Source organism: Streptomyces sp. CB01373, from assembly GCF_002803075.1.
Lineage (GTDB): Bacteria > Actinomycetota > Actinomycetes > Streptomycetales > Streptomycetaceae > Streptomyces.
The window spans coordinates 70965-91591 of sequence record NZ_NNBK01000005.1; the positions used below are offsets into that span (position 1 = coordinate 70965).

General features: G+C 70.4%; 18 protein-coding genes and 1 tRNA gene. 1 reads left to right on the top strand and 18 read right to left on the bottom strand.

Going from position 1 to position 20627, the window contains the following annotated elements; all coding sequences use genetic code 11:
* The 17 genes from CG719_RS09195 to CG719_RS09275 all read right to left on the bottom strand — a co-directional run.
* Positions 1-643, bottom strand: a 643-nt coding sequence (locus CG719_RS09195; RefSeq protein WP_234375494.1) for a F0F1 ATP synthase subunit A, incomplete at its 3' end; no start/stop codon positions are given.
* A gap of 225 nt (positions 644-868) precedes the next feature.
* Positions 869-1315, bottom strand: coding sequence for a hypothetical protein (locus CG719_RS09200; RefSeq protein WP_100568044.1), 447 nt, complete (start codon positions 1313-1315; stop codon positions 869-871).
* A gap of 303 nt (positions 1316-1618) precedes the next feature.
* On the bottom strand, positions 1619-3019 hold the full coding sequence (locus CG719_RS09205) for an MraY family glycosyltransferase (RefSeq protein ID WP_100568045.1): 1401 nt from the start codon (positions 3017-3019) through the stop codon (positions 1619-1621).
* Between the two features lie 139 nt (positions 3020-3158).
* Entirely contained in the window at positions 3159-4397 is a 1239-nt protein-coding gene (gene glyA, locus CG719_RS09210; RefSeq protein ID WP_100568046.1) for a serine hydroxymethyltransferase, read from the bottom strand.
* Positions 4398-4806: 409 nt separating this feature from the next.
* On the bottom strand, positions 4807-5439 hold the full coding sequence (locus CG719_RS09215; RefSeq protein WP_100568047.1) for an arsenate reductase/protein-tyrosine-phosphatase family protein: 633 nt from the start codon (positions 5437-5439) through the stop codon (positions 4807-4809).
* The gene (locus CG719_RS09220) at positions 5436-6083 is read right to left on the bottom strand and encodes an L-threonylcarbamoyladenylate synthase (RefSeq protein WP_100568048.1); all 648 of its coding nucleotides are present in this window, start codon (positions 6081-6083) and stop codon (positions 5436-5438) included. The genes CG719_RS09215 and CG719_RS09220 overlap by 4 nt, the downstream gene beginning before the upstream one ends.
* A 52-nt stretch (positions 6084-6135) precedes the next feature.
* Positions 6136-6975 (bottom strand): peptide chain release factor N(5)-glutamine methyltransferase, encoded by an 840-nt coding sequence (gene prmC / locus CG719_RS09225; RefSeq protein WP_100568049.1) that lies wholly within the window; start codon positions 6973-6975, stop codon positions 6136-6138.
* 95 nt (positions 6976-7070) lie between these two features.
* Positions 7071-8138 (bottom strand): peptide chain release factor 1, encoded by a 1068-nt coding sequence (gene prfA / locus CG719_RS09230; RefSeq protein ID WP_100568050.1) that lies wholly within the window; start codon positions 8136-8138, stop codon positions 7071-7073.
* Positions 8139-8255: 117 nt separating this feature from the next.
* Positions 8256-8480, bottom strand: a complete 225-nt coding sequence (gene rpmE / locus CG719_RS09235; protein WP_100568051.1) for a 50S ribosomal protein L31 — start codon at positions 8478-8480, stop codon at positions 8256-8258.
* Positions 8481-8628: 148 nt separating this feature from the next.
* The gene (locus CG719_RS09240; RefSeq protein WP_100568052.1) at positions 8629-9768 is read right to left on the bottom strand and encodes an LCP family protein; all 1140 of its coding nucleotides are present in this window, start codon (positions 9766-9768) and stop codon (positions 8629-8631) included.
* A gap of 430 nt (positions 9769-10198) precedes the next feature.
* On the bottom strand, positions 10199-12235 hold the full coding sequence (rho, locus tag CG719_RS09245) for a transcription termination factor Rho (protein ID WP_100568053.1): 2037 nt from the start codon (positions 12233-12235) through the stop codon (positions 10199-10201).
* Between the two features lie 417 nt (positions 12236-12652).
* On the bottom strand, positions 12653-13582 hold the full coding sequence (thrB, locus tag CG719_RS09250; protein WP_100568054.1) for a homoserine kinase: 930 nt from the start codon (positions 13580-13582) through the stop codon (positions 12653-12655).
* Between the two features lie 581 nt (positions 13583-14163).
* Positions 14164-15222 (bottom strand): threonine synthase, encoded by a 1059-nt coding sequence (gene thrC, locus CG719_RS09255; RefSeq protein ID WP_100568055.1) that lies wholly within the window; start codon positions 15220-15222, stop codon positions 14164-14166.
* Positions 15223-15228: 6 nt separating this feature from the next.
* Positions 15229-16521, bottom strand: coding sequence for a homoserine dehydrogenase (locus tag CG719_RS09260; protein ID WP_100568056.1), 1293 nt, complete (start codon positions 16519-16521; stop codon positions 15229-15231).
* A gap of 190 nt (positions 16522-16711) precedes the next feature.
* Entirely contained in the window at positions 16712-18103 is a 1392-nt protein-coding gene (gene lysA / locus CG719_RS09265; RefSeq protein WP_100568057.1) for a diaminopimelate decarboxylase, read from the bottom strand.
* Positions 18104-18129: 26 nt separating this feature from the next.
* On the bottom strand, positions 18130-19182 hold the full coding sequence (gene nrtL, locus CG719_RS09270; RefSeq protein WP_100568058.1) for an ArgS-related anticodon-binding protein NrtL: 1053 nt from the start codon (positions 19180-19182) through the stop codon (positions 18130-18132).
* A gap of 136 nt (positions 19183-19318) precedes the next feature.
* Positions 19319-19843, bottom strand: coding sequence for a response regulator (locus CG719_RS09275; protein ID WP_100568059.1), 525 nt, complete (start codon positions 19841-19843; stop codon positions 19319-19321).
* A gap of 61 nt (positions 19844-19904) precedes the next feature.
* Here CG719_RS09275 and CG719_RS09280 point away from each other — a divergent pair.
* Positions 19905-19976 (top strand) — tRNA-Arg (locus tag CG719_RS09280).
* A gap of 164 nt (positions 19977-20140) precedes the next feature.
* Here the strand turns inward: CG719_RS09280 and CG719_RS09285 are convergent.
* Positions 20141-20422, bottom strand: a complete 282-nt coding sequence (locus CG719_RS09285) for a hypothetical protein (RefSeq protein WP_100568060.1) — start codon at positions 20420-20422, stop codon at positions 20141-20143.
* Positions 20423-20627: the final 205 nt, after the last annotated feature.

The following is a 20627-nucleotide window of genomic DNA, read 5'->3' on the forward strand; positions in this document are numbered from 1 at the left end:
GCAGCAGCAGCGTGTGGCCCGCGAACATGTTGGCGAAGAGTCGCACCGCGTGGGTGAACGGCCGCACCAGCAGGTTCGAGAAGAACTCGATGAGCATGGCCAGCGGCAGCACCGCGCCCAGCGACTTGTCGTAGCCCGTGACGTTCTTGAAGAAGCCCACGAAACCGTGGCGCTTGAAGGTCAGCGAGATCCACAGCACGTAGACGATCACGGCCAGGACCGCCGGGTACGCGATGATCGCGGTGACCGGGAACTGGGCGACCGGGATGATCGACCAGAGGTTCATCATCCAGATGAAGAAGAACAGGGAGACGACGAGCGGGACGTACTTCTCGCCTTCCTTCTTGCCGATCGTCTCGTAGACGACCCCGCGCCGGATGAAGTCGTAACCGGCCTCGGCGACCATCTGGAGCTTGCCCGGCACGACCTGGGGCTTACGGAAGGCGGCCCAGAAGAATCCGACGACGACGATGGAGCCGAGCAGCGCCAGCAGCATCGTCTTGTTGAAGTACAGGTTGCTGTCCGCGTTGCCCCAGAGGGGCTCGAACAGGAACGAGTGCAGGCCCGGAGCGGGGAAGCCACAGCCGGAGAAGATGTGGCAATCGGTCTCGAAGGCGAGCACCTGCGTCGGATCAGCACTCACCGCGGGCTCCTTCAGCGTGGCGCATGGGTACGGCAACCTCGTTGTGTCGGCGCGGCGCGAGGCCGCGGTTCGGCACGGGACTGGTGTTACGGATGTGGGGGCGGCTGTGGGGCATCTCGCCTCGCGATCGACCAGGCGTCAGCTCGGATGCCCGCGCCCGCGATGCCGCAGTTGGCAACGGACGATAGCAGGAACTCTCATGCGTCCTTATCCCGGCCCTACCGCTCACGACGAGCGCTCCGTCTTCTCGGACTTCTGGCCGGCCGAAGACGGGGTCGAGTCGGGCTCGACATAGAGGATCTTGGACTTCATGTGCGCACGCGTCTGCGCCGCGATCCACACCAGTGTGGCAGCGAGCAGCGTGAAGGCGAATGCCCTGGGGTTGAACAGCGTCGTGTGCTTGAACACTGCCAGGAAGACGAACAGCAGAAGGATCTGCGTCGCGTAGAGCATCAGGCCCATCGCCTGGAAAAGGTGCGGGAGCGACTTGGCGGTGCGCTGCAGGACGTAGAGGCCGATCCCCATGAAGAGGATCGCGATCACGGTCGCGACGACCGCGCCGATCGCTCCCTTGCCACCGGCGACCACACCGCTGATGACGGCGGCAACCGCACCGACGGCGGCTGTGGGCACAGCGGCCTCGGCCAGGATCCGGGCGTCATTGGACGGCATCGCGGCAACTCCGCATTCACAGGGGGCAGGGCGTCGTCATGGGACGAGCGTAGTCCCGGTGCCGAGGGTGAAAACCTCGGCCCCACCAGGACCTTCGCACTGTGGCCCTTCGGCTATCCGGGATACTCGTGAACGGTATCACAAACTATTTGATGAGGTCTTTACCTCAAAGGTGTGCTGACCCTCACGTGTGAGAGTACAGCTGCACTTCTGTGCAAAATCCAGCCCTGTTCGCCCGACATTGCGGGGATTTGACGCCCCACGAGTTGGCAACGCTTTAGTCAGATTCTTACCTTGGCGCCGTCAGCGCGACGTTCCGGCCTTCCGCCCGTCCAGGGCGCGCGAACGGGCTCCCACGGCGGTCGCTCCGTTGACACCACCGGCCGCACCGGCACGGACTCCCACACCCGCCGCCACGGGCGTCTCCCCCTGCGCCGGGCTCTCCTCGGACGCGCGGGGCGCGGCGGCCTCGGAGGCCGCGGACGACACGGACGACGCCGTAGCGGGCGTGGAGGCGTCCGGGAGGGCGGCCGCACGGCGGCGCCGGTACCGCGGCGGCACGAACTGCTCGGCCCAGCGCGGGGCGCGCGGAGTGAAGCGCGGCAGCAGGAGCAGCACAAGGCCGATGAAGCTGAGCACCACGATGCCCAGCACGATCCACATGGAGGCCGACTTGACCGAGTAGGTGAGCGCGCCGAAGCCGATCAGGGCCGCCCAGAAGTACATGATCAGCACGGCCCGGCTGTGCGAGTGGCCGATCTCCAGCAGGCGGTGGTGCAGATGACCGCGGTCGGCGGCGAACGGCGACTTGCCGTTCCAGGTGCGCCGCACGATGGCCAGAATCAGGTCGGCGGCCGGGATGGCGATGATCGTCAGCGGCATCAGCAGCGGGATGTAGACCGGCACCATCTGGTGCACCGCGTTGCGCTCGGAGCCGGAGAACAGCTTCATCACGTCCGGGTCGACCTGCCCGGTCACCGAGATCGCGCCGGCCGCCAGCACGAGACCGATGAGCATGGACCCCGAGTCGCCCATGAAGATCCGCGCGGGGTGCATGTTGTGCGGCAGGAAGCCCAGGCACATGCCCATGAGGACGGCCGCGAAGAGGGTCGCGGGGGCGGCGGCCTCGATGTTGTAGCCGTACCAGATGCGATACGCGTACAGGAAGAACGCGGCGGCCGCGATGCACACCATGCCGGAGGCCAGACCGTCGAGGCCGTCGACGAAGTTGACCGCGTTGATGGTGATGACGACCAGGGCGACCGTGAGCAGGGTGCCCTGCCACTGGGTGAGCGCGACCGTGCCGACGCCGGGCACGGGCAGCCACAGGATGGTCAGACCCTGCATCACCATGACGCCGGCCGCGATCATCTGACCGCCCAGCTTGATCAGGGCGTCGATCTCGAACTTGTCGTCCAGGACGCCGATCAGCCAGATCAGGGCGGCGCCGGAGAGCAGCGCGCGCGGCTCGTTCGACTTCTCGAAGACCTCGTTGAGGTTGGTGAGGTGGTCGGCGACCAGCAGGCCCGCGCACATCCCGAAGAACATCGCGATACCGCCGAGCCGGGGAGTGGGCTCCCGGTGCACGTCACGTGCCCGGATCTCCGGCATCGCCCCCGCAACGATCGCGAACTTGCGTACCGGCCCTGTCAGCAGATACGTCACCGCGGCCGTGATGCAGAGCGTCAGCAGGTATTCACGCACAGGCTTCCCCACAGGTCTCGCTGGCCTTCTCAGCCCCACACCCTAGCGACGCAGGCATATGTATGGGGACTTCCGGGTAGCGACGATGGTTGCACGTGTGGCTGTGTACGGTTTTGTACGGCCGTTCGGCTACCCCGTCTCAGCCGGGATACGGCGGAAACCGGCCTGTGAGTTCGCGCACGTCCTCCCGCGCGCTCGCCCCGTCGGCCTCGCCGCGCAGCACCTTGCCGAACAGGACGGCTATCCACTCCATCTCCTGCTGGCCCATGCCCTGGGTGGTCACCGCGGCGGTGCCCAGGCGCAGCCCGCGGCCGTCGGCGTGCGGCAGCGCGCAGCAGTCGAGGACGATACCGGCGGCGGCCAGCCGTCCGCGGGCGGCGCGGCCCTCGATGCCGAGCGGCGCCGGATCCACGGTGATCAGGTGGGTGTCCGTGCCGCCGGTGGTGACAATCAGGCCTTCCGCGGCCAGCCGGGCGGCGAGCACCCGCGCGTTGGCGACGACCTGGTGGGCGTAGGCGGCGAAGGCCGGGGTCGCGGCCTCGCCGAACGCGACGGCCTTGGCGGCGATGGTGTGCATCTGGGCGCCGCCCTGGGCGAACGGGAACACGGCGCGGTCGACGCGCTCGGCCAGCTCGCTCCCGCACAGGATCATCCCGCCGCGCGGTCCGCGCAGCACCTTGTGGGTGGTGGCGCACACCACGTCGGCGTACGGCACGGGGCTGGGCGCCGCCCTGCCGGCGACGAGTCCGATGGGGTGGGCCGCGTCGGCGATCAGATAGGCGCCGACCTCGTCGGCGACCGTGCGGAAGAAGGCGTAGTCGATGTGGCGCGGGTAGGCGATGGAACCGCACACGATCGCCTTGGGCCGGTGCGTGTGGGCGAGCGTGCGCACCTGCTCGTGGTCGATGAGCCCGGTCTCGGCGTCGACGCCGTAGCCGACGAAGTCGAACCAGCGGCCGGAGAAGTTCGCGGGCGAGCCGTGCGTGAGGTGCCCGCCGTAGGGCAGGCCGAGGGCGAGCACGGTGTCACCGGGCCGCAGCAGCGCGGCGTAGGCGGCGAGCACCGCGGACGAGCCCGAATGGGCCTGCACGTTGGCGTGTTCGGCGCCGAACAGGGCCTTGGCCCGCGCCACGGCGAGGCGTTCGGCGGCGTCCACGAACTCGCAGCCGCCGTGGTGCCGGGCGCCCGGATAGCCCTCGGCGTACTTGTTCGCCAGCACCGAGCCGAGTGTGGCGAGCACCGCGGGCGAGGTGAAGTTCTCCGCCGCGGTCAACTGGAGCGTCGTCGACTGCCGGTCCAGCTCCCCCAGCAGCACGTCGGCCAGCTCGGGGTCCTGCCGGCGCAGGAGATCGGCCTCGAGAACGGGGATGACCGACATGTGGCGCTCCGGACGGTCGACGTTGACGTACGTCCAATGTAGGTCCGCGAGCCCCGCCTCGCGCGGCCCATTGGGCCGTCACGGCAATGCCCACGGGCCCCTGCGGTCACGTTCCCGGGGTCCGGACGGACGGGCCCGTGCGGGGGCCCGGGCGGACGGGCTGTGCGGGGCCCGGGAAGGCCGCGATGAGCGACGGAGCGTCCACGGGCCCCGGTACACCCGGCCGCCCTCTCTACGGGCCTCCAGCCGGGGCCCACCGGCCCCGTAGGAACGCTCCTGCCGGGCTCCGGCCTGCCGAGGGCCCTGCGGGGCTTCAGCGGGGCCCACACGCCGCCCCCAGGACATCTCCGGCCTCCGGCCGGGGCACGGGCCCCCAGGAGCCCTCTGCCCGCCATACGCCCGCGGTGGGTCAGGCGCGCGCCCGTACGCCCGTCAGGGCCGTCACCACCGGGTCCAGGGCCTGGTGTATCTCGTCGCCCACGGAACGGAAGAACGTCAGGGGGGCGCCGTAGGGGTCGTAGACCTCGTCGGCCTCGGCGGTGGGGGCCAGGAGCCACCCGCGCAGAGCGGCGGCGGCGCGGACCAGGGCGCGGGCACGTTCGACCACGCCGTCCTCCAGCGGCGGCAGCGTGGCCGGATCTATCGCCTTCACCAGGCGGGTGAACTCCTTGAGGGTGAAGGTGCGCAGCCCGGCCGAGTGGCCCATGGAGATGACCTGGGCGCGGTGGTCGAGGGTCGCGGTGAGCACCAGGTCGGCCCGGATCACGTGCTCGTCCAGCAGTTCCCGGCCGGTGAAGCCGGAGGCGTCCGCGCCGAAGTCGGCCAGCACGGTCTCCGCGTTGGCCTCCATCGGCGCGCCCTCGTGACCCCAGGTGCCCGCGCTCTCCACGATCAGCCCGCCGCCCCGCGGATCCCCGAGCCGGTCCGCCACGAAGTGCCGGGTCAGCCGCTCGGTGATGGGCGAGCGGCACACGTTCCCTGTGCTGACGTGCAGGATGCGGAAGGTGTCGCCTATGCCACGCCCCGCGTCAGGGGCCGTCAATTCGCCACCTCGAGGTCGGGTACCACCTTGCGCAGCTCCTCCGGCGACAGGGCGCCCTCACGCAGCAGCACGGGCACCTTGCGGCTGACGTCGACGATGGAGGACGGGACGTTGCCGGGCGTCGGGCCGCCGTCGAGGTAGACGGAGACGGAGTCGCCGAGCATCTCCTGCGCGGCGTCGCAGGTCTCCGGCGCCGGGTGGCCGGTCAGGTTCGCCGACGACACGGCCATCGGGCCGACCTCCGTGAGCAGCTCGATGGCGACCGGGTGCAGCGGCATCCGCACGGCGACCGTGCCCCGGGTGTCCCCGAGGTCCCACTGGAGGGACGGCTGGTGCCGGGCGACCAGCGTCAGCGCGCCCGGCCAGAAGGCGTCCACGAGTTCCCAGGCCATCTCGGAGAAGTCCGTGACCAGCCCGTGCAGCGTGTTCGGGGAACCGATGAGCACGGGGGTCGGCATGTTGCGGCCCCGGCCCTTCGCGGCGAGCAGGTCGGCCACGCCCTCGGAGGAGAACGCGTCGGCGCCGATGCCGTAGACGGTGTCGGTGGGCAGCACCACGAGCTCGCCCCGGCGGACGGCGGACGCGGCCTCGCGCAGACCGGTCACGCGGTCGGTGGCGTCGTTGGTGTCGTATCGCCGTGCCATTGTCAGCGGGCCTCCTCGTACACGTACTGCTGGTCGGACGTCCTGATGAGGGTCACGGCAGCGCCTTGCGGGCGGTGGCGAACCGCGGCCGGTTGTTGAGGTCGGGATGGTCGGCGGCGTCGGCCCAGCCCCGCTCCTCGGTGAAGATCCACGGCACCTGTCCCCCCTGGGTGTCGGCGTGCTCCACGACGACGACTCCGCCGGGCCGCAGCAGCCGGTGCGCGGTGCGCTCGATGCCGCGGATCAGGTCGAGGCCGTCCTCCCCGGAGAACAACGCCAGTTCCGGGTCGTAGTCGCGGGCCTCGGGGGCGACGTACTCCCATTCGGTGAGCGGGATGTACGGCGGGTTGGAGATGACGAGGTCGACCTGGCCGTCGAGGTCGGGGAAGGCCGTCCGGGCGTCGCCCTGGCGCAGGTCGACCCGGGACCCCTCCGTGTTCTTGCGGGTCCACTTCAGCGCGTCGTCGCTCAGCTCCACGGCGTGCACACGCGAGCGCGGCACCTCCTGGGCGAGGGCGAGCGCGATGGCCCCCGAGCCGGTGCACAGGTCGACGATGCACGGCTCGACCACGTCCATGGCCCGTACGGCGTCTATGGCCCAGCCCACCACGGACTCGGTCTCCGGCCGGGGCACGAACACCCCTGGCCCGACCTGGAGTTCCAGATACCGGAAGTAGGCACGCCCGGTGATGTGCTGGAGCGGCTCACGCTGCTCGCGCCGGGCGATGACCTCCCAGTAGCGGGCGTCGAAGTCGACGTCCTTCACGGTGTGCAGCTGGCCCCGCTTGACGCCGTGCACGAACGCGGCGAGCTCCTCCGCGTCGGTGCGCGGCGAGTCCACGCCCGCGTCGGCCAGCCGCTGGGTGGCCTGCGCCACCTCCGCGAGCAGCACGCTGCGGGGACTCGGGGGCCGCCCCCCGGATTCTTGCTGCACGCTGGTCCTCCGTTGGTGCTCGTACATGCGCACGCGCCGCGTGCGTACGTGTCTTACGCGGCCGCGAGCTTGGCGGCCGAGTCCGCGTCGACGCAGGCCTGGATCACCGCGTCCAGTTCGCCGTCCAGGACCTGGTCCAGGTTGTACGCCTTGAAACCGACGCGGTGGTCCGAGATGCGGTTCTCCGGGAAGTTGTACGTGCGGATCTTCTCGGAACGGTCGACGGTGCGGACCTGGCTGCGGCGGGCGTCGGCGGCCTCCCGCTCCGCCTCCTCCTGCGCCATGGCCAGCAGCCTGGAGCGCAGGATACGCAGTGCCTGCTCCTTGTTCTGCAGCTGGCTCTTCTCGTTCTGGCAGGAGGCGACGACCCCGGTGGGCAGGTGCGTGATGCGCACCGCGGAGTCGGTGGTGTTGACGGACTGGCCGCCGGGCCCGGAGGACCGGTAGACGTCGATGCGGAGGTCGTTGGGGTTGATCTCCACGTCCACCTCCTCGGCCTCGGGGGTGACCAGCACACCGGCCGCGGAGGTGTGGATACGGCCCTGGGACTCGGTGGCCGGCACCCGCTGCACGCGGTGCACGCCGCCCTCGTACTTCAGCCGCGCCCACACGCCCTGGCCGGGCTCGATCTGCCCGCGGGTCTTCACCGCGACCTGGACGTCCTTGTAGCCGCCCAGCTCGGACTCGGTGGCGTCGATGATCTCGGTCTTCCAGCCCACGCGCTCGGCGTACCGCAGGTACATGCGCAGCAGGTCGCCGGCGAACAGGGCCGACTCGTCGCCGCCCGCGCCCGCCTTGATCTCCAGAATGACGTCCTTGTCGTCGCTGGGGTCGCGCGGGACGAGCAGGAGGCGCAGCTTCTCGGTCAACTGCTCACGCCGCTGTTCCAGCTCCTTGACCTCGGCCGCGAAGTCGGGGTCGTCCGCGGCGAATTCGCGCGCGGTGTCGACGTCGTCGCCGGTCTGCTTCCAGGAGCGGTACGTGGCGACGATCGGGGTGAGCTCGGCGTAGCGCTTGTTGAGCTTGCGCGCGTTGGCCTGGTCGGCGTGGACCGACGGATCGGCGAGCTGCTTCTCCAGGTCGGCGTGCTCGGCGACGAGTTCCTCGACGGCCTCGAACATCTTTCGGCTCCTGTACTGCCTGTACTGCTGGGGTGGGGGAAGGCGGGCGACCAAAAACGCCGGTCCCGGCGTACCCCGAGGCGGGGGCACGGCCGTGGACCGGCGAAAAGGGGCTCGCTACTTCTTGGAGCCGGCGGCAGCCTTGCCGAAGCGGGCCTCGAAGCGGGCCACACGGCCACCGGTGTCGAGGATCTTCTGCTTGCCCGTGTAGAACGGGTGGCACTCGGAGCAGACCTCGGCCCGGACGGTGCCGGACTCGATCGTGCTACGGGTGGTGAACGACGCGCCGCAGGTGCAGCTGACCTGCGTCTCGACGTACGCGGGGTGGATGTCGCGCTTCAAGGTGTCTCCTAGAGTTCCGGGAGGGCGCCGGGTCGCAGCCGCGGAATGCGGAGCGTGAACCGGAGCCGACGTACCAGTCTGCCAGGACTGGGGCCATTCACCCAAACCGGGGGGTGGGGTCGGGTATTCCCCGCGGGTCCCTGTGCCTCTAGGGGGCGCTCACCACTCCGCCTGCCTTGCCGGTGGCCGTGCCCTTGGTGGCCGACTTGGGGATGGGGCGGTCGTTCCTCAGGGCGGTCCAGATCTGCTGGGCCTTGGCCTTGTCGACGAGGACGCGGTTGGGGTTGGCCGGGTCGTACTGGACCGGCATCGTGACCATGTTCATGTGCGAGGAGCTGATGCCCTTCAGGCCGTCGGCGAAGGCGATCAGGGAGTTGACCGAGCCGAGGTCGGAGTCGGCGGTGACGGTCTTGGTCGCGGTGTCGGCGAGGTCGTAGAGCTTCTTGGGGTTGCTGAGCACGCCGATGTGCTTGACCTGGTCGGCCAGGGCCTTGACGAAGGCCTGCTGGAGCTGGATGCGGCCGAGGTCGGAGCCGTCGCCGACGCCGTGCCGGGTGCGGACCAGGCCGAGGGCCTGCTGTCCGTCGAGGGTGTGGGTGCCGGCCTTGAGGTCGAGGTGGCTGTTCGGGTCGTCGATGTTCCTCGTCGTGGTGACCTGGACCCCGCCGAGTTCGTCGATGAGCTTTTGGAAGCCGCTGAAGTCGACCTCCAGGTAGTGGTCCATCCGCAGGCCGGTCATCGACTCGACGGTCTTCACCGCGCAGGCGGCGCCACCGGCGGAGTACGACTCGTTGAACATCGCGTTGTGCGCCGCAGGGTGCGTGCCGCCCTTGGCGTCGGTGCACTCGGGGCGGTCGACCAGGGTGTCGCGCGGTATGGAGACCACGCCGGCCTTCTTGTGGCCCTCGTACACGTGCACGATCATCGCCGTGTCGGAGCGGGCGCTGCCGTCGTCGGTGCCGCCGCCGAGTTTCCTGTTGCCGCCGGCACGGGAGTCGGAGCCGAGGACCAGGATGTTCTCGGAGCCGTTGTCGGCCTTGGTGGGCCGGTCGCCGCCGAGGGCCTGGTTGATGTCGATCGTCCTGAGATTGCCGTTGAGCTTGAAGTAGAGGAAGCCCGCCCCCGCGCCGCCGAGCACGACGATGCCCGCGGCGGTCAGGGCCAGGGCGGTCAAGGCCCTGCGCCGCCCGGTGGGGGGCTTGCGACGGCGGCCCTTGCCTCGGCGGCGTGGCCCGGTGTCGCCGGGCTCCCCTGGTATGCCCGGTCCTCGCGTGCTGTCGGCAGGCATGCGCTCCTCGGCTCTCGTGTCTGCGGTCGGTTACCCCCTGCGGTCAGGGTCGGGCTCCGGTCCGTTCTCGGTCATGAGACCCGTACCGCACTATCGTCGCTCGTCCGGTCAGACGGGGGAATTCGGGAAAGGGTTGCACAACACTCCGGGTCCGCCACATGCGGACATAGGCACCATGCGTAGCTGTGTACCCCTTGGTAACCCCGCTCACCTGCGGTGACGCCGGGCCGGACGGCGCCGTGGAGAGCCGGCGCGGAACGCGGCGCCTGTGGTGAAGGTCTCGTACGGCCCGGAGCGCTCGTACGGCCCGCAGACAGCGGAAGGCCGCCCCCTGGAACAGGGAGCGGCCTTCTTCTTCGCTTCTTGCGTCTTGCCGGGCTCAGCGGCTTACCGGCTTACCGGCTTACCGGCTTGCTCGGCGGCGGAACAATCAGTCGCCGTTGCCGGGAGTCGGCGTGGTCTTCTGGATCTGCATCAGGAACTCGATGTTCGACTTGGTCTGCTTCATCTTGTCGAGGAGCAGCTCGATCGCCTGCTGCTGGTCGAGCGCGTGCAGCACCCGGCGCAGCTTCCAGACGACGGCCAGCTCCTCGTTGCCGAGCAGGATCTCTTCCTTACGGGTACCGGACGCGTCCACGTCCACCGCCGGGAAGATGCGCTTGTCGGCGAGCTTCCGGTCGAGCTTGAGCTCCATGTTGCCGGTGCCCTTGAACTCCTCGAAGATCACCTCGTCCATGCGGGACCCGGTGTCCACCAGGGCGGTGGCGAGGATGGTCAGCGAACCGCCGTCCTCGATGTTGCGGGCCGCACCGAAGAACCGCTTCGGCGGGTACAGGGCGGTCGAGTCGACACCACCGGACAGGATGCGGCCGGAGGCCGGGGCCGCCAGGTTGTACGCACGGCCCAGACGGGTGATCGAGTCCAGCAGCACGACCACGTCGTGACCCAGCTCCACCAGACGCTTGGCGCGCTCGATGGCGAGCTCGGCGACCGTGGTGTGGTCCTCGGCCGGACGGTCGAAGGTCGAGGAGATGACCTCGCCCTTCACCGACCGCTGCATGTCGGTGACCTCTTCCGGACGCTCGTCGACGAGGACGACCATCAGGTGGCACTCGGGGTTGTTGTGCGTGATCGCGTTGGCGACCGCCTGCATGATCATGGTCTTGCCGGTCTTCGGCGGGGCCACGATCAGACCGCGCTGGCCCTTGCCGATGGGCGAGACCATGTCGATGATGCGGGTCGTCAGGACGCCGGGGTCGGTCTCCAGACGGAGCCGGTCCTGCGGGTACAGCGGCGTCAGCTTGTTGAACTCGGGCCGCCCACGGCCGTGTTCGGGCGCCATGCCGTTGACGGAGTCCAGCCGCACCAGCGCGTTGAACTTCTCGCGGCGCTCGCCGTCCTTCGGCTGACGGACCGCGCCGGTGATGTGGTCGCCCTTGCGCAGGCCGTTCTTGCGGACCTGGGCGAGGGAGACGTACACGTCGTTGGGACCCGGCAGGTAGCCCGACGTCCGGATGAAGGCGTAGTTGTCGAGGATGTCGAGGATGCCCGCGACCGGGATCAGGACATCGTCGTCGGTGATCTGCGGCTCGGACACGTCGTCACGGCCACGGCGGCCACGGCGGTCGCGGTAGCGGCCGCGCCGGCCACGGCGGCCGTCGAAGTCGTCCCCGTCCTCGTCGGGCCGCTGCTGGCGGTCCTGACGGCCGCCGCTCTGCTGCTGGCCCTGCTGGCGCTGCTGCTGGCCGCCCTGGCCCTGCTGGTCGTCGCCCTTGCCGCGGCGGTCGCGGTCCCGGCCGCGCTCACGGCGGTCGCGGCGACGGCCCTCGCCGCCGTCAGCGGCGTCGCCCTGCGACTGCTGCTGGCCCTGATTCTCGGCCTTCGACTCGCTCTTCGCCTCGGCGGCGACGGTCTCGGCACCGCCCGCCGGGGCGCCCGCCTCGGCGGTGGCCCGGCGCCGGCGGCGCTCGGACGGAGCGTCCTCTCCCCCACGCTCGGCTTCACTCGGGCGGGAGGCACCCCCAGCGGGCTGGCCGGGGATCTCGATCTGCTTCTGCGCCACGGCGCCCGACTGCTCCACGTCGTTCGAGAGCTTGGCGGCGGGGGCCTCGGCCGTCTTCTTCGCGGGCGCGGCCTCGTCGGCCGTACGGGTCCGTGAGGTGCTGCGGCGCTTCGGCTTCGTCTCTGCGGCGTCCCCCGCGGCAGGCGCGGCCTTCGCGGCGGGGGCTCCCCCGCCCGCCTGCGCCTCCTTGATGACCTCGATCAGCTGGCTCTTGCGCATGCGCGCGGTGCCCCTGATGCCGAGGCCGGATGCGACCTGCTGCAGCTCGGCCAGCACCATGCCCTCGAGGCCGGTACCGCGGCGCCGCCGGGAGCCGGCACCGCCGGCAGGCGCGGAGGCGTCCGTGGCGGGCGCGGCAGCGGTCTCCTCGACACGTGCGCCCATCAGATCGGTGGTGTCGCTCACGAAGGGTCCTTCCCTGGAGCGGACGTCGGCCTGTCTGGCTCGGCGACCGGTTGTGCTGTCCGGCTTCGGTCCTTGCTGGTGAACCGTGCCGGGGCGGTGGTCCGCCCAAAACGGCGGAAGAGATTTCTGGTGATTGGCGCTTCCTCGGCCATCAGCGGCACCGAGTGTCACTGAGTCACGTGGCGTGGTCGCACCGATTCCGGAGCGTGCCCGGCGGACCGCTCAGTGTGCGCATACGAGGTACTGCCCAGGTACGACGTACACCACACAGTGCGGCTTGGGGGGCTCCCGGAGGAATGTCTGTCCCGGACGGGGACACGAAGCACCTCGCCATGGTGGGGTCGGGTGCAGACTTGAGGTTAACACTACCGGATCCAACAAACATTCCCCCTCTCGAAATCCGGCAACCGCCGGATTTCAGATCTCCGCGCCTGCCGACAGCGGCAGTACGCAGGCTCCTTGCAGGTCGAGACTCAGCCTGTTGGCGGCCCAGTCGGCGCCCGCCAGTTGCTCCACCTTGTCCGCGGTTCCCGCGTCGGCGAGTGCCATGACGGTGGGTCCGGCGCCGGAGATGACCGCGGGAATGCCGTCCGCCCGCAGCCGTTCCACCAGTGCCGCGCTCTCCGGCATGGCAGGGGCGCGGTACTCCTGGTGGAGACGGTCCTCGGTGGCCGGCAGCAGCAGTTCGGGGCGCCGGGTGAGGGCCTCGACGAGCAGGGCGGCGCGGCCCGCGTTGACGGCAGCGTCCACGTGCGGAACGGTGCGCGGGAGCAGGCCGCGCGCGGTTTCGGTGAGCACCGGCTTTCCCGGCACGAAAACCACCGGAACGATGGAATCGGAGGGCTCCATCCTGATGGCCCTGGCGGCTCCGGCCTCCATCCAGGACAGGGTGAACCCGCCCATCAGACAGGCCGCCACGTTGTCCGGGTGGCCCTCTATCTCGGTGGCCAGTTCGAGCAGCGCCGTGTCGTCGAGCCTGGCCTCGGCGCCTATGGTCACGGCGCGGGCCGCGACTATTCCGGCGCAGATGGCGGCGGAGGAGGAGCCGAGGCCGCGGCCGTGCGGAATGCGGTTGGCGCAGACGATCTCCAGGCCGCGCGGCTGTCCGCCGAGTACGTCGAAGGCGGTACGCAGCGAGCGGACGAGCAGGTGCTTCTCGTCCCGCGGCAGCGTCTCGCTGCCCTCGCCGGCGATGTCGATGTGCAGCCCGGAGTCGGCCACCCGGACCACGACGTCGTCGTAGAGCCCCAGCGACAGGCCGAGGGCGTCGAAGCCCGGACCGAGGTTGGCGCTGGTGGCGGGGACGCGCACCCGGACGGCGGCGGCGCGGAACGCGGGACCGGCCATCGCTCGTTGACTCTCCTTGAGCTGCGTGATGGTCGAATGACACTCGACAGGAACGGGGAAGACCCTCGGGCCGCACGGACGGCGCGGCGCCGCCACCTGCGTGGGCGTGTGCGGCGGTCGGGTTCCCTACAGCCTATCGAAGGAAAGTTCAGTGGCGACATAGGGCGCACGGGAGGCGCACGATGCGTGTCGCAAGCCCCCTGTGCCACCCTCCGCCGGAGTCCCCTGTGGGAGACGCCTCCGCACGCCACGCGGTTGCGTACCTTGCGCGGTGCGCGCGCGTTGCGCCGACCGGGCGAAACGGGGCGGGCGGGGCGTCGACGGCGGGTGCCGCCGGTGGGCGCGTCGCCGGGCGAGCCGCACTCAGGCACTCGGTGCCATACGTGTCCTGCGCCCGGAGGCCACCGCGGCCGGGCAGGCGACGACGTACGGGCCGCGGACGGCTGAACCGGCGACGGCCGACCGCCGCCGGTTGGACCGCCGCCGGTTCGACCGGCGACGGTTCCTGGGAAGCCGGACGCCGTCGGTCGTCGTCGCGATCCCGTCGACGGTACGGGAGGGGCCGTCAGCCGACGCTGCCGTCAGCCCAGGCCCAGGCGTTCGGCCGCCGTGGCCGCGTCGACCGGGACCGTGACCGGCTGGGGGGCGCCGGCGACGGCCCAGTCGGGGTCCTTGAGGCCGTTGCCGGTGACCGTGCACACGATGCGCTGGCCGGGGTCGACCTTGCCCTGCTCGGCGGCCTTCAGGAGGCCGGCCACGGACGCGGCGGACGCCGGCTCGACGAAGACGCCCTCCTGCGCGGCCAACAGCCGGTAGGCGCGCAGGATTTCACGGTCCGTCACCTCGTCGATGGCACCGCCGGACTCGTCGCGCGCGGCCAGCGCGTACGACCAGGAGGCGGGGTTGCCGATACGGATCGCGGTGGCGATGGTCGACGGGTCCTTGACGACCTCGCCGCGCACGATCGGGGCGCTGCCGGAGGCCTGGAAGCCCCACATGCGGGGTGTCTTCGTGGCGACGCCGTCCGCGGCGTACTCGCGGTAGCCCTTCCAGTAGGCGGTGATGTTGCCCGCGTTGCCGACCGGCAGGACGTGGATGTCGGGCGCGTCGCCGAGCATGTCGACGATCTCGAAGGCGGCCGTCTTCTGGCCCTCGATACGCACCGGGTTGACCGAATTGACCAGCGCCACGGGGTAGTTGTCGCTGAGCGCGCGGGCGAGCGTGAGGCAGTCGTCGAAGTTGCCGTCGACCTGGAGGATCTTCGCGCCGTGCACGAGCGCCTGGCCCATCTTGCCGAGCGCGATCTTGCCCTGCGGCACCAGCACCGCGGAGACCATTCCGGCCCGTACGGCGTAGGCGGCCGCGGAGGCGGACGTGTTGCCGGTGGAGGCGCAGATGACGGCCTTCGCGCCCTCCTCCTTGGCCTTGCTGATCGCCATGGTCATGCCGCGGTCCTTGAAGGACCCGGTCGGGTTCGCGCCCTCGACCTTGAGGTGGACCTCGCAGCCGGTGCGCTCGGAGAGCACCTGCGCGGGGACGAGGGGCGTGCCGCCCTCGCGGAGCGTCACGACCGGCGTGCTGTCGGACACCGGCAGCCTGTCCCGGTACTCCTCGATGATTCCGCGCCACTGGTGGGTCATTGCTGGTTACTCTCCTTCAACCCGCATGATGCTGGCGACACCCCGCACGGTGTCGAGCTTGCGCAGCGCCTCCACGGTCCCGCCGAGGGCGGCGTCGGAAGCGCGGTGGGTGACGACGACGAGGGAGGCCTCACCGTCCTTGCCCTGCTGGCGAACAGTGTCGATGGAAACCCCGTGCTCGGCGAACACGGTGGCGACCTGGGCGAGCACACCCGGTTTGTCGGCGACGTCCAGGCTGATGTGGTAGCGCGTGACGACGTCGCCCATGGGCGACACGGGCAGCGCCGCGTACGCCGAATCGCCGGGCCCGGTGGCCCCGTTGAGCCGGTTGCGGCAGACGGCGACGAGGTCGCCGAGCACGGCGGAGGCGGTGGGCGAGCCGCCGGCGCCGGGGCCGTAGAACATCAGCTGCCCGGCCGCGTCGGACTCGACGAACACGGCGTTGTAGGCGCCGCGCACGGAGGCCAGCGGGTGGGTGAGCGGAATCATCGCGGGGTGCACGCGCGCGGTGACGGACCCGCCGTCCTCGGCCCGTTCGCAGATGGCGAGCAGCTTGATGGTGCAGCCCATCTCCTTGGCGGAGACGAAGTCCGCGGCGGTGACCTCGGTCATGCCCTCGCGGTGGACGTCGTCGAGCCGTACGCGCGAGTGGAAGGCGATCCCGGCGAGGATGGCGGCCTTGGCGGCGGCGTCGAACCCCTCGACGTCGGCGGTCGGGTCGGCTTCCGCGTACCCGAGCGCGGTGGCCTCGTCGAGGGCCTCCTGGTAGCCGGCGCCCGAGGAGTCCATCTTGTCGAGGATGAAGTTGGTGGTGCCGTTGACGATGCCGAGCACCCGGTTGACCTTGTCCCCGGCGAGGGACTCGCGCAGCGGGCGGATCAGCGGGATGGCACCGGCGACGGCTGCCTCGTAGTAGAGGTCCCTGTCGTTCGACTCCGCGGCGGCGTGCAGGGCGGCCCCGTCCTGGGCGAGCAGGGCCTTGTTCGCGGAGACGACGGAGGCGCCGTGCTCGAAGGCGGTGGTGATGAGCGTCCGGGCGGGCTCGATCCCCCCGATGACCTCGACCACGACGTCGATGTCGCCGCGTTTGACGAGAGCGGTCGCGTCGGTGGTGACGAGCTCGGCGGGGATGCCCTCGCGCACCTTGCCGGGGCGGCGCACGGCGACCCCGGCGAGCTCCACCGGGGCCCCGATCCTGGCCGTGAGGTCGTCGGCGTGCGTCGTCATGATGCGCGCCACCTCTGAGCCGACAACCCCACAGCCCAGCAGCGCCACCTTCAGCGGACGCGTACGCATCATCCGACCTCGTTTCCTCATACCGTCTACGGTTGGACCAGTCTCCTTCACCGGAACGCAGTTTCTGCTATTTGTCCGGATCCTGAGACGTTTATTTCATTTTCGTCGGCCCGGAAGACGGGAGATCTTCCGGCCGCCCCGCGCGCCCCCTGTCACCGTCATCGTCCTCGGTGCTGTCGGGTGCCGACGGGCGTCATCCGACGTCGAGCCGCAGGAGATCCTCCTCCGTCTCCCGGCGGACGATCACCCGGGCGTCCCCGCCCGCGACGGCGACCACCGGCGGACGCAGCACGTGGTTGTAGTTGCTGGCCATCGACCGGCAGTACGCGCCCGTGGCCGGCACGGCGATGAGGTCACCGGGTGCCAGGTCGGCGGGCAGGAAGGCGTCCTTGACCACGATGTCCCCGCTCTCGCAGTGCTTGCCCACCACCCGTACGAGCATCGGCTCGGCCTCGGAGACACGGGAGACGAGCGCGACGCTGTATTCGGCGTCGTAGAGCGCGGTGCGGATGTTGTCCGACATTCCCCCGTCGACGGACACATACGTCCGCAGCCCCTCCAGCGGCTTGATGGTGCCGACCTCGTAGAGCGTGAAGGCGGTCGGCCCGACGATGGCGCGCCCCGGCTCGACGGAGATGCGGGGCGTACGGAGCCGGGCGGCCTCACACTCACGGGTGACGATCTCGGTCAGCGCCTTGGCGATCTCGTGCGGCTCGCGCGGGTCGTCGTTGCTGGTGTACGCGATCCCGAGCCCGCCGCCGAGGTCGATCTCCGGCAGCTCGATCCCGTGCTCGTCCCGGATGTCCCTGAGCAGCCGCACCACGCGGTGCGCGGCCACCTCGAACCCGGACATGTCGAAGATCTGCGACCCGATGTGGGAGTGGATCCCGATGAGTTCGAGCCCGTCGAGCTGGAGGGCCCGCCGCACGGCCTCGGCGGCCTGTCCCCCGGCCAGCGGGATGCCGAACTTCTGGTCCTCGTGCGCGGTGGCGATGAACTCGTGCGTGTGCGCCTCGACGCCGACCGTGATCCGGATCTGCACCCGCTGCCGCTTCCCGAGGGACTGCGCGATGTGGGCGACGCGCACGATCTCCTGGAAGGAGTCGAGCACGATCCGCCCGACCCCGGCCTCGACGGCCCGCTCGATCTCGTACGGCGACTTGTTGTTGCCGTGGAAGGCGATCCGCTCGGCGGGCATTCCGGCGGAGAGCGCGGTGGCGAGTTCGGTGCCGGAGCAGACGTCGAGGTTGAGGCCCTCCTCGTCGAGCCACTTCACGACGGCCCGGGACAGGAACGCCTTTCCGGCGTAGAAGACGTCGGCGTCGTGCCCGAAGGCGTTGCGCCAGGCCCGCGCCCGAGCCCGGAAGTCGGTCTCGTCGAGGACGTAGGCGGGGGTGCCGAAGCGTTCGGCGAGGTCGGTGACGGCGAGGCCGCCGACGGTCACGACACCGTCCTCGCGCCGGCCGACGGTCTGTGCCCAGACCTTGGGGTCGAGGGCGTTGAGGTCGGCGGGCGGGGCGGAGTAGTGCCCCTCGGGCAGGACATCGGCGTAACGGGGCCCGGCGGGGTGTGCGGAACGGCTCATGTCAGTGCGGCTCTCTGTGGGCTCTCTCAGAGGTGTTCGGGTGCGTCGATGCCGAGCAGGGACAGGCCACCGGCCAGCACCGTCCCGGCGGCTTCGGCAAGGGCGAGCCGGGCGCGGTGGGCGGCCGAGGGTTTCTCGTCCCCCCGCGGCAGCACGGTCGCGAGGAACGGCAGCACGGCATCGGCAACGCTGACGAGGTGCCGGGCGAGAACGTCGGGAGCGTGGTGGTCCGCGGCGCGGGCGAGCACGCGGGGATGGTCGGCGAGCAGCGCGACCAGCTCGGACGGGACCACGTCGAGAGGTCCGGCCTGAGCACCGAAGCCCAGGTCGGCGGCGCTCCGGCCGAGGGCCCGGACGCGGGCATGGGCGTACCGGACGCGGAACAGCGGGTTGCTCTCACGCTGGACGAGATGCTCGTCGCCGACACGGGGCCGGTCGCGGCCGGCGGGATGAAGGAGGGCCCAGCGGCCGGCGTCACGGCCGAGCGGAAGGGGGTCGGCGGGGGCGGGAACGGGCCGGACGTGGACGGCGGGAACGGTGTCGTCGCCGACGGGTTCGGCGTGGACGCCGAGGATCTGCTCCCAGCGGGCGGGGATGGGGCCGACGGGGACGACTCGTGCCTCGCTCCCCTGGGAATGGAGAAGCCGCTTCACGACATCCGCGACGACGAGGGCACGGACCTCGCGGGGACAACGCAGCTCGACGACGGCTTCGGCCGCCCCCGGGGCGTACGCGTACCGCTCACCGGCGCGCCGAACGTCCTCCACCAGCCGCACGAGGGCGGCCTCCGCGTCGGCGTCGCGGAGGCTGATGTTGAGGAACCCGGGCTCGGTGACGGTGACGTCGCCGATGCCGTCGAGGCCGAGCAGATGGCCCCGGAGCACCTGGGCGACGACGGGGGCGGGCCGCCCGGCGGGCCGGGCGAGCTGAAGGGCGACGTTGGTGGCGTAGTCGCCACAACCGCCGGGCCGAGGCGGCGTGACCACGACCCGCTCCGGCAAGCTGACGTCGAGTTCCCCCACGTCGACAGCGCGACGGACCGCGCTGAGCACGGTACGGGAGAGCTCCACGGGGGTCACGGGACCAAGCGTAGGGGAGGAGGGGGGTGGGTATGCGAACTGGTTTGGGCGCGGTATCGCCATGTGGACGGATACCACCGAAACCCAGCAGCGGGGGGCGCGGCGACGGCGATCCGCCTCCGCCGCCGTGAAGGAATCAGCCGCTACTGCGCCCGGCGGGCTCGGCCTCCCCGGCCCCACGGGCCCCACCGTCGATCAACCGCCGCACGAGCCGCACGAGCTCGGCCGGCTCGAAGGGCTTGGCGAGGAAGGCGTCGACGCCGACGTCGAGCCCGGCCTCGATCTCGTACTGCGAACAGGCGCTGACGATGGCGAGGGGAAGATCACGGGTGAGCGGATCGGCCCGCAGCCGGGCGGCGGTCCGCAGCCCGTCCAGTCGCGGCATGACGACATCGAGCGTGACGACATCGGGCTGCACCCGATGCACGACATCCAGACACTCGGCACCGTCGGCCGCGGTCACGACCTCGAGCCCCTCAAGCTCAAGATTGACCCTGATCAGCTGCCGGATGACCTTGTTGTCGTCCACAACAAGCACCCGTCCCGAAGCGGCTGGCACCACTCGAGAGTAGGTCGGCACCGGCCACCGCGTCCGGCTTTTCCCCACTTCCGCCCCGTCCGGGGGGACCCACCCCCCAGGACCCCACCGGAAAACGTTCATGACCACCACCCCGGAACTGGTAGTGTTCTACCCGTCGCCGCGCAAACACAGCGCCCGACCCGCCCCCGTAGCTCAGGGGATAGAGCAACGGCCTCCGGAGCCGTGTGCGCAGGTTCGAATCCTGCCGGGGGCACTTCGCATGAAGTGCCCAAAGACCCCGTCACCAGCGGAAACGCTGGGTGCGGGGTCTTCTTGTTTGTGCAGCCGTGTGCCGCCCGGAGCGGCCGTATGTCGGGGTCCGTGGACTATTTGTGGACTGGCGGCGGGCAACGAACGCCCCCGGTCGGTGGGCTTTTCTCACGTCATGGTCCGAGCTTCCATGAGCGACCGCTGCACGTCGCCCACCAGGTCCCGGAGGCTCCCGGACTGCACGCCCTCACGGTCCATCCACTCGTCGAAGCGAGGACGCAGGTGCCGCGCCACCCCCAGGCCGTGGCGACGCAGCGCTGAGCGACTGGTCGAGATCTCTTCCTGCACCTCTCTTCGAAGATCATCGGTCCAGCCCTGCACCCGATCGTCCTTCCCCAGAGGAGCCTTGAGAGCGGCGACCGCTTCATCGAGGATCACAAGCAAGTCCATACGGTCTCCCAAGATCACAAGGCGCAGCCTTCTCTTGAGGGCCAACGTAGGAACCAAGCCCGGTCAAGGCACCGAAAGCCCACCCGCTCGTTGTCCCTGGGCAAGCAGCGGCCACCGCCACCGGTCCCTACCAGCCCCTCAACGGCAAAAGCCCCCGGACAGGTCCAGGGGCTGAAGCCTAGACTAGATGATCGATTCCAAGGGG